This is a genomic window from Fastidiosibacter lacustris (genome assembly GCF_003428155.1).
GTDB lineage: Bacteria > Pseudomonadota > Gammaproteobacteria > Francisellales > Francisellaceae > Caedibacter > Caedibacter lacustris.
In genome coordinates this window covers 1-17,078 of record NZ_QLIR01000020.1, presented here as the reverse complement: position 1 = coordinate 17,078, position 17,078 = coordinate 1, and the positions used below count along the sequence as shown (strand labels likewise).

At 37.7% G+C, this 17,078-nt stretch carries 10 protein-coding genes; 8 read left to right on the top strand and 2 right to left on the bottom strand.

What is annotated here, in order from left to right; genetic code table 11:
• Positions 1 to 2: 2 nt before the first annotated feature.
• The 4 genes from DNJ77_RS08390 to DNJ77_RS08375 all read left to right on the top strand — a co-directional run bounded on the left by DNJ77_RS08390 (position 3) and on the right by DNJ77_RS08375 (position 8,400).
• Positions 3 to 1,751 (top strand): phospholipid carrier-dependent glycosyltransferase, encoded by a 1,749-nt coding sequence (locus DNJ77_RS08390; protein WP_116964544.1) that lies wholly within the window; start codon positions 3 to 5, stop codon positions 1,749 to 1,751.
• A 176-nt stretch (positions 1,752 to 1,927) separates the two neighbouring features.
• Positions 1,928 to 4,615, top strand: a complete 2,688-nt coding sequence (gene acnA, locus DNJ77_RS08385; protein ID WP_116964543.1) for an aconitate hydratase AcnA — start codon at positions 1,928 to 1,930, stop codon at positions 4,613 to 4,615.
• A 110-nt stretch (positions 4,616 to 4,725) separates the two neighbouring features.
• Complete coding sequence (locus tag DNJ77_RS08380; RefSeq protein WP_116964542.1) at positions 4,726 to 6,768, top strand: NADPH-dependent 2,4-dienoyl-CoA reductase; 2,043 nt, start codon at positions 4,726 to 4,728, stop codon at positions 6,766 to 6,768.
• A gap of 159 nt (positions 6,769 to 6,927) precedes the next feature.
• Positions 6,928 to 8,400: a sodium-dependent transporter gene (locus DNJ77_RS08375; RefSeq protein WP_116964541.1), complete on the top strand. Its 1,473-nt coding sequence runs from the start codon at positions 6,928 to 6,930 to the stop codon at positions 8,398 to 8,400.
• On the opposite strand, the gene DNJ77_RS08370 is transcribed toward DNJ77_RS08375, so the two are convergent.
• Both DNJ77_RS08370 and DNJ77_RS08365 read right to left on the bottom strand, forming a co-directional pair.
• The gene (locus tag DNJ77_RS08370; RefSeq protein WP_116964540.1) at positions 8,397 to 9,194 is read right to left on the bottom strand and encodes a 7-carboxy-7-deazaguanine synthase QueE; all 798 of its coding nucleotides are present in this window, start codon (positions 9,192 to 9,194) and stop codon (positions 8,397 to 8,399) included. The genes DNJ77_RS08375 and DNJ77_RS08370 overlap by 4 nt on opposite strands.
• Entirely contained in the window at positions 9,187 to 9,654 is a 468-nt protein-coding gene (locus tag DNJ77_RS08365) for a 6-pyruvoyl trahydropterin synthase family protein (RefSeq protein ID WP_116964539.1), read from the bottom strand. The genes DNJ77_RS08370 and DNJ77_RS08365 overlap by 8 nt, the downstream gene beginning before the upstream one ends.
• A 330-nt stretch (positions 9,655 to 9,984) precedes the next feature.
• On the opposite strand from DNJ77_RS08365, the gene DNJ77_RS08360 reads away from it, so the two are divergent.
• The 4 genes from DNJ77_RS08360 to abc-f all read left to right on the top strand — a co-directional run bounded on the left by DNJ77_RS08360 (position 9,985) and on the right by abc-f (position 16,872).
• Positions 9,985 to 10,827: a 7-cyano-7-deazaguanine synthase gene (locus DNJ77_RS08360; RefSeq protein ID WP_275667775.1), complete on the top strand. Its 843-nt coding sequence runs from the start codon at positions 9,985 to 9,987 to the stop codon at positions 10,825 to 10,827.
• Positions 10,827 to 11,642 carry a DUF2797 domain-containing protein gene (locus tag DNJ77_RS08355; protein ID WP_116964561.1) on the top strand — a complete coding sequence of 272 codons (816 nt, stop codon included), beginning with the start codon at positions 10,827 to 10,829 and terminating at the stop codon, positions 11,640 to 11,642. Before DNJ77_RS08360 ends, DNJ77_RS08355 begins: the two co-directional genes overlap by 1 nt.
• 122 nt (positions 11,643 to 11,764) lie before the next feature.
• Positions 11,765 to 14,983 carry a carbamoyl-phosphate synthase (glutamine-hydrolyzing) large subunit gene (gene carB / locus DNJ77_RS08350; protein WP_116964537.1) on the top strand — a complete coding sequence of 1,073 codons (3,219 nt, stop codon included), beginning with the start codon at positions 11,765 to 11,767 and terminating at the stop codon, positions 14,981 to 14,983.
• On the top strand, positions 14,980 to 16,872 hold the full coding sequence (gene abc-f, locus DNJ77_RS08345; protein ID WP_116964536.1) for a ribosomal protection-like ABC-F family protein: 1,893 nt from the start codon (positions 14,980 to 14,982) through the stop codon (positions 16,870 to 16,872). Before carB ends, abc-f begins: the two co-directional genes overlap by 4 nt.
• Positions 16,873 to 17,078: the final 206 nt, after the last annotated feature.

Below are 17,078 nucleotides of genomic sequence, written 5' to 3'. Positions count from 1 at the left end.
TTATGATAAAACACGGAAGTCATTGTCGCTTACGTATGCAAGTGGATCGTATTTTTGGGTGTGATTTATTAATATTGAGTTTGATTATGGCAGTTGCGCTGTGCCTTTATGGTGTGCCTGTTTTATTCACCCCAGATGAAGGCAGATATGCTGAAATTGCACGTGAGATGATTGTGAATAATGAATATGTCGTACCGCATTTAGATGGCGTGATTTATTTTGAAAAGCCGCCAATGATTTATTGGCTAACGGCTTTATCGCTTAAGTTTTTTGGTTTTAATATTTGGGCAGCAAGATTGCCAAATCCGATATTATCGATAATTGGTGTGTTATTTGTATATGTTGTTTGTCGGATTGTCTATCAAAAAAGGCGTGTGGCATTATGGTCAGCATTGGTTTCTGGGACTTCAATTTTGTATTTGGGGGGTGCGCGTTATCTGAATCTAGATGCAGGTGTTGCTTTTTTTATTACGGTCACTATGTTGTCTTTTTGGGCATCAAGGCAATATAAACAAAAAAGCTGGACAAACAATCTGTGGTTGCTAAATGCCTTTATTTTTTCAGGTTTAGCAGTGATGACCAAAGGTCTTATTGGCATTGTGTTTCCTATGATGATTATTGGTTTATGGGCAATTATTGTTGGTAAGTTCCGATTACTTTTAGATTACCGTTTGTACCTTGGCTTAGTCATTGTGGTCTTGATTTCGATTCCTTGGATTATTGCAGTTAACAGCGAACATCCTGAATTTTTTCACTACTATGTTGTTGTGCAGCAGATCTTAAGATATGCCACCGATGAGCAAGGTAGGCAAATGAGCAAGTTTGCTTATTTTGGAATTTTCATTATTGGTTTTTTCCCTTGGTTTGGTTTTCTACCACAAGTTTTTAAATCAGTGCTAACTAAATGGAGAACACGTAGAGAACACGAAAATGAATGGTTCTTATTTGTTTGGGGGGTGAGTATTTTGCTGTTTTTTGCATTCTCAAAATCCATCTTGATAGGATATTTGATTCCAATTGTTGTGCCATTTGCAATTTTAATTGCGCGTAGACTCGATAAGGTTTTGAATGACGTTAAATTAAAAAAGTCAACTAAAGCAAGTGTTATTGTGGCGTTAGTTTTTTTTGCAGCTATTGCAATTGCATTTGTTATTTTGCCATTTATTCCACAGTTTTCAATGTTCTTTTTGAAAATCGCAGTTTATTATTGGTTGGGTGCTGTAGTGGCAATCATTACAGCAATTATGGGTTGTATTTATCTTAAACGCGATAACCTGAAAACAATCATGTTATGGTTTGTTGCAGCAATGATGATTATTCTTAACTTGGGATGGTCAGGTTCTCAATATTTTGCACAAAAAACAGTAAAACCGTTGACTAATATTGTAGCACCACTATTAAAAGCCTATCCGAATGCTATTGTTGCCAATTATGGTGGTTATTTTTATGATGCTCAGTTTTACTTAGATCGTTTAACTTGGATTGTGGCAAATGAAGGTGAACTTGCCAATACAGCAAGAATGTCTAACTCAGGTGCGGATAAAACGCTAAGAACAGCGGAGCAATTTTGGTCCGTTTGGAAGAGTGATCAACGTGTGTTTGTTTTTACCGATGCCAATAACTATAACCTCTATTTTAAAAAGAGTCAGCCGTATCAGGGGTATTTGTTAGGTGAAACGCCTAAGCGTTTTTTGCTAACCAATCATCCGTTACCTGAGTATTTGATTACGTCTATAACACTTGATAAATGATTTTGTGAGAAAGTGATTTTTAAAGGATAATATCGTAAATCCAAAAAATACAGCTGTAATGAGCTTTTTATGCCAGTGCCCTATGAGTGCTTGAGTGCAGCTGTACAAAGGTAATCAATTCCGCTAATATGAGCGCCGAAATAACCTCATAAATCATAGAAGAAGGAGCTATCCTAATGGTGGATTTAAAGCGTTTAACTAAAGTGCTGATTGACTCAAAAGGGCAGCAATATACAGCTTATAGTTTGCAGAAGCTGGCAGCAGAAACGGCTAAAGATATCACGCGTTTACCTTATTCAATTCGAGTGTTGGTGGAAAACCAATTACGTAATATCGACAACTATAAAGTTAAAGTTGCAGACGTTGAAAATGTATTAAATTGGGAACCTCAAGCAAAAGTGCGTCCTGAGATTCCTCATATGCCTGCTCGTGTAGTGATGCAGGATTTTACAGGTGTGCCAGCTGTTGTCGATTTAGCGGCAATGCGTCAAGCAATTAAAGATGCAGGTGGGAATCCACAAAAGATAAACCCACTTGTCGATACAGCAATGGTGATCGATCACTCAGTACAAGTCGATTATTTTGGCTCAAAAGACTCGTTAGAAAAAAACGTTGCCAAGGAATTTGAGCGCAATGGTGAGCGTTATTCTTTGCTTAAGTGGGGACAAAAAGCATTTGATGATTTTGTTGTGGTACCACCTGGTATGGGAATCATTCATCAGGTTAATTTAGAGTATTTAGCAAAAGGTATTCTTATTAAAGCACAAAATGGCGAAAAAGTGGCCTATCCAGATACGCTTGTTGGAACCGATTCACATACTACTATGATCAATGGTATTGGTGTAATGGGCTGGGGTGTTGGTGGTATTGAAGCTGAGGCTGTGATGCTTGGACAACCTTACTATATGGTTTTGCCTGATGTCATAGGCGTTAAATTAACAGGAGCATTACGAGAAGGTGTGACTGCAACAGATCTTGTGTTGACGATTACCCAATTACTTCGTAAACATGGTGTGGTTGGTAAATTTGTTGAATACTATGGGGCAGGTTTAAGATATTTATCCTTACCAGATCGAGCAACCATTGCCAACATGGCGCCAGAATATGGTGCAACGATGGGCTTTTTCCCTGTTGATGAAGTGACATTAGAGTTCTTTAAGCAAACAAATCGTGCTCAATACGTTGATTTGGCTAAAAAGGTCTACGAAGAACAGTATTTGTTCCGCCATGATCCAGCAGAAGAACCAGAATATACCACGGTCATTGAACTTGACATGTCAACGGTGGATTCTACCTTAGCAGGGCCTAAGCGTCCACAAGATCGTGTTTCTATGCGTGACTTAAAGGCGTCATTTGGAAAGTGTTTGACGCATGAAGCAGGATTGCATGGTTTTGGCTTAAGTGCGGAAGAAGTAAAAAAATCGGTTAAGGTCACAGGCATGAATTGTGAGTTAAAGCATGGGGATGTTGCGATTGCTGCGATTACTTCATGTACCAATACATCGAACCCTTCAGTCTTGTTAGGGGCGGGATTATTAGCGAAAAAAGCGGTAGAAAAAGGCTTAACCGTTAAGCCATACGTTAAAACCTCGCTTGCCCCTGGATCACAAGTAGTCACAAAATACCTTGAGAAGTCTGGCTTATTAAAATATTTAGAACAATTAAAATTTAATGTAGTTGGCTATGGCTGTACGACCTGTATTGGTAACTCAGGTCCATTAGACCAACCAATTGTTGATGCGATTAACAAGGGTAACTTAGTTGTTACTTCTGTCGGTTCTGGAAACCGTAACTTTGAAGGGCGTATTAACCCCGATGTGAAAGCAAATTATCTGGCTTCTCCTATTCACGTTGTTGCCTATGCAATTACAGGTACGGTTAATTTTGATCCAGAGCATGATCCAATTGGTCAAGATCAGCATGGTAAAAATGTATTCTTAAAAGACATTTGGCCAAGTAGTCATGATATAGCACAGTTGCAATCTCGCGTGATCAACGCTGAGATGTTTGAGAAATCTTATGCAACTGTTCTAGATGGGACACCAGATTGGAAGAGACTGGCATCATCTTCAGGTAAGTTATATGAATTTGATAAGAAATCAACTTATATCCAGTGTCCTAATTTCTTTGAGAACTTTACCAGTTCTGGCAAAAATTCCTTAGATATCTTTGGTGCGCGCACCTTGCTTATGTTGGGTGATTCGGTTACAACAGATCACATCTCTCCAGCAGGATCCATTCCTGAAAAATATCCAGCAGGGCAATATCTAAAAGCACATGGTGTAGAGAAGAAGGATTTCAATTCTTATGGTTCTCGCCGCGGTAATCATGAGGTGATGATGCGTGGTACCTTTGCCAACATTCGCATTCGTAACTTATTAGCACCAGGTATAGAAGGTGGCGTTACGAAGTATCATCTGGATGGCTCGATTCAATATGTGTTTGATGCCGCCATGAAATATAAAGCACTTGACATACCACTTATTGTGTTAGCAGGTAAAGAATATGGTACAGGCTCATCGCGTGATTGGGCAGCAAAAGGCACTTTCTTGTTAGGTGTCAAGGCAGTTATTGCTGAAAGCTATGAGCGTATTCACCGTTCTAATTTAGTCGGTATGGGTGTATTACCATTACAATACATTGAGGGTCAAAGTGCAAAATCGCTTGAGTTAGATGGGACAGAAACCTTTAATATTAAGGGGTTAGACAATGTTAAACCACGCCAAAATGTGATTGTTGAAGCCATCCATCCAAGTGGACATAAAACCATATTTGAAGCATTGGCGCGTCTAGATGCCGATGTTGACGTTGACTACTTGAAAAATGGTGGCATTTTGCAAACTGTTCTTAAAAATATGATGTAATTCCGAGAATTATTTATTTCGTCACTAAACTCATTTCTTAACGCACTTTCTTTATCCTCGTAAAATCGTTACACTACTTTTTATCTAGTAGCTTTTATGGAATTACATTCATGACGAATAAAACAAGTATCTATCCATTTATATCAACTCCTTTAGATCTTGGTTTTACCACACTTAAAAATCGTATTGTTATGGGGTCAATGCACACAGGTTTAGAAGAGCAAAAAGGTGGGTTTAAGCGCTTGGCTGCTTTTTATGCAAAACGTGCTGAAGGTGGCGTGGGTTTAATTGTAACTGGAGGAGTATCACCCAATATGCGAGGTTGGCTTTATCCTTTTGCAATTAAATTAACTAATAAAATTGAAGTGAAAAAGCACAAGTTAATCACTGACGCCGTACATAAAGCAGATGGTAAGATCTTGATGCAAATTTTGCATGCAGGGCGTTATGGTTATCACCCTTTCTGTGTTAGCGCCTCAAATGTCAAAGCACCAACGAATAAGTTTAAACCACATATGTTAACGAATTGGGGTATAAAAAGAACAATTAAGCACTTTGCTCGCTGTGCCAAACTTGCAAAAGAGGCTGGTTATGATGGTGTTGAGGTAATGGGTTCAGAAGGATATTTAATTAATCAATTCTTGGTTGAACACACCAATAATCGCAAAGATCAGTGGGGTGGAACCTTCGAAAATAGGATGCGATTACCATTAGAAATTATAAGAGCAATTCGTGAGAAAGTGGGAGAGCAATTTATCATTATGTTTCGCTTATCGATGTTGGATTTAATTGATCAAGGTAGTTCTTTTGATGAAGTTATTACATTAGCTCAGGCGCTTGAAAAAAAAGGGGTCACGATTATTAATACTGGTATTGGTTGGCATGAGGCTCGCATTCCAACGATTAGCACCCAAGTGCCACGAGCCGCATTTGTTCCGATTACTGAAATTGTTCGCAAATATATTAATATTCCAATTGTTTGTGTTAACCGAATTAATACCCCCGAAATTGCTGAAAAAATTCTGCAGAAAAATAAAGCAGACTTGGTCTCAATGGCACGTCCTTTATTGGCTGACCCTGATTTTGTGAAAAAAACACAAAATGGGGAAAGTGAGGCGATAAACACTTGTATTGCTTGTAATCAAGCGTGCTTAGATCACGTCTTTGTTGGCAAACAAGCATCGTGTTTGGTTAATCCATATGCTTGCAATGAAACAATTATGATTTCAATACCTGCTCGAAATGCTAAAAAAATTGCTGTAGTGGGAGCAGGACCTGCTGGTTTGGTAGCAGCGATTGAGTTGGCTAAACGAGGGCATAAAGTTGATTTATACGAAGCATCTGATAAGATTGGTGGACAGTTCAAACTCAGCGCTAAAATACCAGGAAAGGAAGAGTTTACTGAAACCTTGCGCTATTTTAACTATCAATTAAATAAGTTTCAGGTTAATTGTCTCTTGAATCATAAAGTCCAAAGTGACGAGCTATTAGCTAAAAAATATGATGAAATTGTCATTGCTTCGGGTGTTGTGCCAAGAGTCCCAAATATAAAGGGCATAGACCATAAAAGTGTTGTCAATTATGTGCAGTTGATCAATTCTGACGTCGCACCTGGTAAAAAAGTGGCAGTAATTGGCGCTGGGGGTATTGGTTTTGATGTTTCGACTTTCTTGGTATTGGGGGGACGTAAAATGAGTGCGGATTGTGAAACTTATTACAAAGAATGGGGGATAGATGTTACACTTAAGCATAGAGGGGGCTTAAATATCAATATCATAGAAACAACAGTGCCAAAATGTGAGATTTATTTATTACAGCGAAAAGATGAAAAATTAGGCAAGCGCCTTGGCAAGACAACAGGTTGGATTCATCGCACAATGTTAAAGCATTACAAGGTTAAGATGTTAAAAGGTGTGGATTATCAAAAAATTGATGATGAAGGTTTACATATTATGATAGATGATAAACCTCAATTATTGAGTGTGGATCAGATAGTGGTTTGTGCAGGGCAAGAATCAGATAAATCGCTTTATGATGAGTTATTGAGCAAAGAGACAAAAAACGTTCATATTATTGGTGGCGCACATATTGCAGCAGAAGTAGATGCAAAACGTGCGATTAAAGAGGCAACAGAATTAGCATTAAAGCTGTAATAAAGTTATGTGTAAATGTATGCTACCCTTTATTTTTTATAGGAACTTTTGGGTTTATCTTTAATGTAACTTAATTATATGTTGATACATTGCTAAGTTTAAATGGTATACTTTTAAAGTATTATGAAAATGGTTCATTGCTAATGATGGGAGGAAGAAATGGGGCAAATACGTAAAGACTTTAGTTCAGTTTGGATATTTATATTGGCAGCTATTGGGTCTGCTGCGGGCTTAGGAAACTTATGGCGTTTTCCTTACCTTGCTTATGAGCATGGAGGAGCAGCATTTTTCGTGGCATACATCATTTGTTTGCTCTGTATTGGTTTGCCATTATTGATTTTGGAGGTGGGTTTGGGGAAAACCTCTAAAAAAGGGGCGCCAGAGGCCTTGGCATTAATCGGTCATGCTAAGCGCTTTAAAATAGTTGGTTGGCTTGCAGTGTTAGTAGCTTTTGGTGTTTTAACTTATTATATTGTCATTGCTTCGTGGGTGCTTAATTTTGCGGTAGATTCGTTTAAAATGCCGTGGCAAGCAGATAGTGAATCATACTTTTTTAATCAATTCTTAGAGCTATCATCTGGGATTGGTGCTTTTACTGTCCCTAAGCTGACAATCATTTTAGGTGTTATGGTGATTTTACTGTTAAGTTATATTTCACTATATAAAGGTACAAGTGGTTTGGCATTTGTTGCAAAATGGATCACTCCACTTCCATTTATTTTATTACTCATTTTATTGGGGAACTCTATTACACTGTCGGGTAGTTTAGGTGGTCTATATCAATTATTTATCCCAGTTTGGTCAACGCTGTTAGATACTAAAGTATGGTTTGCAGCAGCAACACAAGTCATTTTTTCAATCTCATTAGCAACTGGTGTCATGTTTGCTTATGGTGCATTATTAAATAAAGAGGTGAATGTCTCTAAAACTTGTACAATTGTTGTAATTGGTGACACGTTAGCGTCTATGATTTGCAGTATGATCATATTTTCAGTGTTAGGACATGTTGCATATATAGATGGCAAGGACGTGCACGAAGTTGTTTCAGGAGGTATCGGGCTTGCATTTGTAGTGATCCCACATGCGCTAACTTTACTTCCAGTTGTACAAGAGTTTTTCTCATTTATTTTTTATGCTTCCGTGTTCTTTTTGGCATTTACATCTATCGTATCGCTATTTGAGGCAATTTTAGCGGCATTAATGGATAGTAAAATAAAGCTTAAGCGTGCAACTATTTTATTTATAATATGTGTGTTGCTTTTTATCTGTAACTTATTATATACGATGGGAAATGGGTTGTATTTATTAGATATAATTGATCATTTTATAAATGGTTATTTGATGGTTATCGTCATGGTAGCGGAAGTGATTGTAATTACCTGGTTGTATGATATTAATCGCTTAAGTGGTGAGTTATTTCAAGGAGGTGGTTCACAAGCATTACACACAGGTTTTAAACTTTTATGTAGTTATATCATTCCGATGGTTTTAACAATACTATTCGTTAAACAAGTTTATACAGACATTGCAACTGGTTATGGTGGTTATGCAGCTGGTTATTTATGGGGTGTTGGAGTCATTATTTTGATCATTGTGGCGGTAGGATCTTGGCGCCTAAGTCGCAAACTCTAAACGCCAATTTTGTCATCGAAAGCGATAATGTGATCGCGACCTGTAAACTTAAAGCCTTCTTTAAGTGCAAGTTCAATGATCTTTGGATAGGCTTTTATTATCTCTTTGCGAGTTCTACCAGCAGGCATGAGGTAAACTTTTGATCTAGGAATATTAAGTTCAGCAATGAGAGAGTTGATTTCTTGGATATTTTCGTGACTTCCATCACAAACTGGCTTTAGTTGATAATCTTGATGGTAATCAATCATTTGACGCATAGCATAAAGGTTTAAGCGGTATTTGTTATGCTGATCAATGAATTTTTGATCAACCTTTTTGCCTTTAGGTGTAAGTATTCCAAGCTTTGGAATCGAATTATTAAACTTGGGTGATAGGCTAATGAGGTGAATTGGATGCTCCGTTTTGATAAAGTGTGAGCCTTCTGTTTCAAGGGTTAAAAAGAAATTACGTTGATATGCAAGGTGCATGATTTCATTGATGATAGCGGGGTGCATAGTTGGTGCGCCACCCGTGAACATGATTTCTTTTATGTTAGGGGAAGATTCAATCATTTGGATGATGTCATAAAATGAGAACTTACCTTTTTGCGCATGGATGCTTGAGTACCACGTATCGCACCAGTCCCCTTGTTCACCAAAATAGCAGCGGTGTGTACACCCTGTTGTGCGAATCGCAAAACAAGGATGTCCACGGCGAGAGCCTTCTCCTTGTAAGCAAGGGTAAATTTCGATTATAGGTAGGATTTGATTATAATTGGTGACACGAAGTTGTGATGCGCCTCCTAGGTTATTCAATTTCAGCAGCTCCTAGATTCTTATTGTTTTCCATGACATCTACTCGATAGAGTTGTGCTCGATTATTACTGTGAGTCAAAACCATACTTCCTAGTTTGTTGAGCACAAACTCAGCAATACCTTCGCAACTAAAATAAGGTAAAGTACGTAACTGAATTAGACCTTGTTCTTCAAGAGCTTTAAAAGTACTAAGGGCAGGATCTTTTTCAGACAAAACAATCGTGTGATCAAACATATAGTGAAACCATTCTTTTGTTGTCATACCATCAATTAAAAATTGTTTATCTTTTAGCCATCCAAAGTCCCATACCCAATTGTGTTGGTCAAGTTGATTTGCTTTAAAATGCAGGCGAAACGAAATAGCATAGCCGTGCAAAAAACGGCAATGTGAATGAATAGCGTTCCATTGGCGAAAGCAAGTGGAAAAGCCATCAAGACATTTTTCAATTCGGTAAATCATTTGTAGTAAGATATTTTAAAAATTTTTTAGCACTATAGGCGAATTCTTATTCAGCTGCAAGTAATTATATCTACGTTTGAGTCAACGTTGGCTTCGCAATTTTTCTACCCTATTTTGAAGCGATGTATAGATAGATTAAAACGCAATTATCATGTTAAATTTTCATAAATAACTTATAAAGTTGATTGGTTTATCGGTATAATCTACTTGGATTAACAGGTCTAATTTTTAATGTCTGTAATGTGTGATTTGCTGGGTTAAAAAGTCAGATAATACGCTGAAACTTAGTTCAATTGGTTTATCTTTTTTAATTTGAAACTCTAAATTGCAGTGAGGTCAAGAATGAGTAAAAGAAAATATGCAGTAGTGTCATTTTCAGGTGGTATGGATTCCTCTTCATTGATGCTGCGTTTACTAGATGATGGTTATGAAGTTACAGCACTCTCTTTTGATTATGGTCAAAAGCATAAAGTAGAATTAGATAAAGCAAGAAGCTTGGCTGATTACCTTAAACTACAAAACTTTAAGCTTCATCATCAAGTAATTAAAATAGATGGACTTGCAAAGTTATTGCATTCCACATTAATAAATGGTGGAGATAATGTGCCTCAAGGGCATTATCACGAGAGTAATATGCGCTTAACGGTGGTGCCAAATCGTAATAAAATCTTTAGTTCAATTTTGCAAGCAGTGGCATTGTCAATTGCAAAAGCTAATGATTGTGAGGTTCTAATTGCAATGGGGGTTCATGCTGGAGATCATGCAACCTATCCAGATTGTCGTCAGTTGTTTCGTGATAAAGACTATGAAGCGTTTGTTGCGGGTAATTGGGATGCAGAGCGTGTGAAATATTATCTTCCTTATATTGATTATAACAAAGCATATGTATTAAAAGATGGAATAAGTGCATGTGAATCATTGGGACTAGACTATGAAGAGATCTATGGAATGACGTTTACCTCATATATTCCTATTAAATATGACAATACGATTTATAGCGATTATAAGTCAGCATCTTCAATTGGGCGAATTGAAGCCTTTTTAGCCTTGGAACTAAAGGATCCAGCAGCATATGCAGATGAATTGGGTCCTGTAAGTTGGAAAATTGTTAAGGAGCATACGCAAAAAGTCATTGCTGAGTTTAACTGCAAACAAGCAAAGAGTGTTAAATGATAGAACAAACAATCACTTTGTCAAAAATGCAAACTTTCCTGAGTGAAAGTAATATAGCTCAATATCAGCTAGGCGAGCTTAAAATGAATGCGCTTATTGGTAAACGTATAACTCTGAAATTTTTGGGGGAAATTAATTGTGTTGCCTGTGGACGGTCCACTAAAAAGAGTTTTAATCAGGGCTATTGTTTTCCTTGTTTGAGAAGCTTAGCAGAATGCGATACCTGTATCATTAAGCCAGAATTATGTCATTACCATGAAGGGACATGCCGTGATAGTAGTTGGGGTAAGGCGCACTGCATAAAGCCACATTATATTTATCTTGCCAATACGGCAGTTATTAAAGTGGGTATTACGCGTGAAAAAAATATTCCATCTCGTTGGATTGATCAAGGTGCAACTCAGGCATTGCCAATTGTTCAAGTTAGTGAGCGGTTGCTATCAGGTTTAATCGAAGTAAAGCTTGCACAACATGTGACTGATAAAACCAATTGGCAGGCGATGCTAAAATCATCTCCTGATCAGTTAGATTTATTAGATTATAAAAATAAAATATTGGCAAAAGAGCAACATTTTATTGATGCTTTAAAGGAAAAATATAGTGAAGCATCAATAAAAATTGTGAAAATGTCTGAGCAGCAGATTCATTATCCTGTGCTAGAATACCCAAATAAAATACAAGCACATAACTTGGATAAATCCCTAATTATTGAAGGGTTGCTTATGGGAATGAAAGGGCAATATGTTATCTTAGATACTGGCGTGATGAATGTACGAAAATTTGCAGGTTATAAATGCCAAATTAGCATCCAGTAGTGCCCCTTTTAGATGACTTGAGAGAAATAACTTTATAACTATTATGAATCATTTAAGCGATATAATTGCGTTTCACGGAAAAAACTTTAGAATAAGGTAAACTCGAACAACGTGAAATTTTAATGCTTAATCATCGTGACGTTTTCAAACAAATCAAAAAGGTTTTACTCTTAGGATCAGGTGGTATTCGTATTTCTCAAGCAGGTGAGTTTGACTATTCAGGCTCACAAGCGATAAAGGCGCTAAAAGAGGAAGGAATCAAGATTATTTTGGTTAACCCTAACATTGCAACGATTCAAACCGATCCTGGGATGGCTGATGAGGTGTACTTTGAGCCATTAGATCTTGCACATGTCACCAAAATTATTGAAAAAGAAAAGCCAGATGCGATTATGCTTAGCTTTGGTGGGCAAACAGCTTTGAACTTGGGGCTTAAGCTTGAAGAAAAAGGTGTGTTAGCACTCCATGATGTCAAAGTGTTAGGAAGCTCGGTACAGACAATCAGGGAAGCGGAAGATCGTGGACTTTTTAAAAATAAATTAGATGAGATTGGTATTAAAACAGCTAAAAGTTTTGTGGCTACAACGTTAAAAGAAGCCTTAATTGCAGCTGAGGAAATTGGTTTTCCGCTGATGATGCGCTCAGGTTTTTCTTTGGGTGGACTTGGTTCAGGCATCGTCAAAACTAAAGATGAACTTAAACATCGTGTTACTGAAGTGCTGAATGCGACTTCTCAAGTGTTAATTGAAGAATGTCTATTGGGTTGGAATGAGTTTGAATACGAAATTGTTCGGGATATGGCAGGAAACGTGCTTACTGTATGCAATATGGAAAACTTTGATCCAATGGGAATTCACACCGGTGAAAGTATTGTTGTTTCACCTTCACAATCATTAAATAATAAAGAATATCACCGCTTGCGTGAAATCGCGATTAAGGTTGCCAATCATTTTAATATCATCGGTGAATGTAATATTCAATACGCTTTTAATCTTGCAACGTCTGATTATCGTGTGATAGAGATTAATCCTCGTTTATCGCGCTCATCAGCATTAGCTTCAAAAGCAACAGGTTATCCATTGGCATTTATTGCTGCAAAACTTATCTTAGGATATAACTTACATGAGTTACAAAATGCAGTAACCAAGAAGACTTGTGCTTACTTTGAACCCGCTTTAGATTACATTGTTGTTAAAATTCCTCGTTGGGATACACATAAACTTAAAAAAGCAGAACGTTTTATTGGCACAGAAATGAAGTCAGTTGGCGAGGTTATGGCAATTGGTCGTTCTTTTTCAGAAGCCTTGCAAAAAGCGGTAGGTATGTTAAACATAGGGGCTGCGGATTTAACGGATTATCCCTTTGATATTCCTGATCTTGAACTTGAGATTGAGCGGGCAACCGATAGAAGGATCTTTGCACTACATCGCTTTTTTGTTAAAGGGGGTAGTATTGATAAGGCGCATGCACTATCAGGTATAGATAAATGGTTTTTAAATCATATGCACACGATTGCAAATATGGAAAATACTTTGAAAAATCATGCGATTCCTTTAACTAACTCATTGTTAAAAGAAGCTAAGAAACTTGGTTTTTCTGATAAGAGTATCGCAAGATTTCGTGAAATGGATGTTCAAGCCTTACGTGCTTGGCGGATTGCTCAAGGGATCGTCCCTTACGTTAAACAGATAGATACGTTAGCTGGCGAATTTGAAGCAGAAACCAATTATTTATATATGACTTATCATGGAATTGAGCATGACATTTTACCATCTAAAATACCTGCAAGTTTAATCCTTGGTTCAGGACCGTATAGTATTGGATCTTCAGTTGAATTTGATTGGTGTGGTGTCACTGCTGCTCATACACTCAAAAAACTAGGTGAGTCACCTATTATTATCAACTCCAACCCGGAAACTGTATCAACCGATTATGATGAGTCGGACAGATTGTATTTTGAGCAGTTAACCTTTGAGCGCGTTCAGGATATTGCTGATTTTGAAAACTTGAAGGGCATTATTGTATCAGTAGGTGGGCAGGTCGCCAATAACCTAGTTGTGCCTTTATCCAAAGTGGGTTATCCAATTTTGGGCACCTCTCCTCAGAACATTAATCGTGCCGAAAATCGAGCAATTTTTTCGAATATGTTAAATGAGCTTGGCATTGATCAGCCTGCTTGGGAGTCTGTGACAACTTTGGAAAATGCGAAAGCATTTGCAGAAAGAGTTGGTTACCCAATCTTGGTGCGTCCTTCTTATGTGCTATCAGGAGCAGCCATGAACGTAATTTATTCTGAAGATGCGCTTGAGCAATACTTGCGTGAGGCGGCTTTGGTATCTCCTGAGCATCCTGTTGTGATTTCAGATTTTATTAACAATGCTAAAGAGCTAGAAATAGATGGTGTTGCTCAAAATGGTGAAATCGTTATTTATGCGATTTCTGAGCATGTTGAAAATGCAGGCGTTCATTCTGGGGATGCAACCATTGTATTACCTCCTCAAAACTTGTATTTAGAAACGATTCGTCGTGCTAAGCGTATTACCAAGAAAATTGTTAAAGCACTTAATATTTCAGGTCCTTTTAATATTCAATTTATTGCCAAAGATAATAACCTCAAAGTGATTGAGTGTAATTTGCGTGCATCACGCTCATTTCCATTTGTATCGAAAGTGACAGGGCATAATTTTATTGAGATCGCAGCTGAGGTGATCATGGGTAAATATAACAAAAAACGCTATAACACTTTGGACTTAGATTACGTTGGTGTAAAAACATCACAATTTTCATATAATCGATTAAAAGGTGCCAATCCTGTGGCGCATGTTGAAATGTCTTCAACGGGTGAGGTGGGGTGTATTGGCTATGATTTATTGGATGCGTTTTATAAATCTTGGCAGGCAACAGAAATGTTTGTAAAACGCAAAAAAGTATTGCTTTCAATTGGAGGTGACAAGAAAGTTAAGCTTTTACCAGAGATAAAGAGGCTTTACGAGTTAGGTTGGGAAATTTATACAACAACAGGAACTAGTCAATACTTAAAAGAGTTTGGTATTGAAACAAAGCTGGCCTATAAAATCAGTGAGTCAGAAGCGCCAAACGTTGAAAATATCATTGCCGATCGCTGTGTGGATTTGATTATTAATATTCCACGTAGAGAACAACATGTAAGTGATGATAATCTTTCAGATGGTTTTAAAATTAGGCGTTTAGCGGTTGATCACCATATTCCACTGATTACTAATTTGCAGATTGCTGAGTTAACGTTGCGCTCGTTGGCTGAATTGCATGATGCGCCCATTCACGTTAAATCGTGGCGAGAGTTTATGGAGACTCGTGCTTGATTACATTACAAAATATCTCATTACAGCGCGGCTTAAAGACATTATTTGATGATGTGAGCTTCGCAATTTATGATAAGCAAAAAATCGGTCTTGTTGGTGCTAATGGCGCTGGCAAGACCTCGCTATTTATGCTTTTAGCTCAGGGCTTGCAAGCAGATCAAGGTGAACTTGAGATTGCCAAGGGCACGCGTATTGTGACAGTCAAACAAGAAGTCGATGATTTAGATGCTTCGGTTGTGCGCTATGTCATGCAAGGCAATGCCGAATTACATCAATTAACGGTGGCAATGGAGAAAGCGCTCACTGATGAGGCTTATGAAGAGCATGCGCAACTTCATGCTGATTTTGAAGCATTAGGTGGCTATCAACTGGAGTCACAAGCCGCTCAGCTGTTAGATGGTTTAGGCTTTGAGCCAAAGCAGCTGCATGAATCTGTTAAATCGCTCTCAGGTGGTTGGCGTATTCGCTTGAACTTAGCACAAGCTCTACTACAGCAAGCTGAAATACTGCTATTGGATGAGCCAACAAACCACTTGGATTTAGATGCAGTGATGTGGCTTGAGCGTTATTTACAAAATTATCAAGGTGCGATCGTCCTTATCTCACACGATCGAATTTTTCTAGATAATGTCGTTGAGCGTGTGTTATATATTGAAAATAAAGGCATTGATAGTTACACCGGTAATTACTCATCTTTTGAAAAGCAATATCATGAAAAACGCTTGTTACAACAAAAGGCACATGTTAAGCAACAGCAAAAAATCGCACATTTAGAAAGCTTTGTTAATCGCTTTAAAGCGAAAGCATCCAAAGCGAAACAAGCTCAATCACGCGTTAAAATGCTCGAGAAAATGCAGCGTATCGAGGCGGTACATGATAAGCAAAGTTTTAGCTTTAGTTTTGCTGAGAATGTCAAAATGCCAACAGGCAGTTTGTTGACACTTGAAAATGGCGTATTGGGTTATGGCGACAAGGTTATTTTGAGTGATCTTAACACGATGATTTTGCCAGAGATGCGCATAGGTCTTTTGGGTAAAAATGGTGCCGGTAAATCAACTTTTGTGAAGGGCTTAGTTGGTGATTTGCAATTATCACAAGGCGAAGCTAAAAAGCATCCTGATCTAAAGATAGGTTACTTTGCGCAACATTCGTTAGATGCACTTGATTTTGATGCTTCCGCTTTGACACATATGAAGCGTTTAGATACGAAAATTACGGATGAGCAGGCACGTAAGTTTTTGGGGCGATTTAACTTTAGTAATGAAATGGCATTATCGGCAGTCGGTGGCTTCTCAGGAGGCGAAAAGGCGCGCTTGGCGCTTGCATTAATCGTTTATCAAAAGCCTAACTTTTTACTTCTAGATGAGCCGACCAACCATTTAGATATTGAGGTGCGTGAAGCCTTGGCATTTGCACTACAATCTTTTGATGGTGCTTTAGTGTTGATATCACACGATCGTTATTTACTAGAAAGCACGGTTGATGAGTATTGGTTAGTTGATCAAGGTCAGGTGTCTGCTTTTGATGGCGATTTAACGGATTATTATCAATATGTGTCAGCCAAAACCACAATATCTCAAACTAAAGAGAAAGAAGGTTCGATGTTCGTTGTAAGTAAAGAGAATAAAAAGAAAGAACGTCAACGGCGGACTCAATTACGTGAAAAGCAAAAACCATTAACTGATAAAATTAAAAAAATTGAAGAGATAATTGCTAAGTTACAACAGCAAAAAAGTAAGCTTGATATTCAGCTTCAAGATGAAGCGTTATATCAGGATAAGCAGCAGTTAAATATTATATTGCAAGCACATACTGAAATTCAGATGGAATTGGAAAAATCTGAACTAGAGTGGCTAAGTTTGCATGAAGAACTGGAAAAGGTTCAGTAAACCCGATAATCAAATAAAAAGTAAACTAATAAAGTTATCTTGTATTGCATTAATTGTTGATGATTTTTCAAACACGATCAAACAAAATTAAAAAAAAGTTAAAAAAAGCGCTTGCGGGGAATTGATGTGTGTGTATAATGGCGACTCGTTGTCACTGAGAGTGTTTGGTGAGAGGGCTCTGGATAAGGGTTTTAAAGGATGTTTGA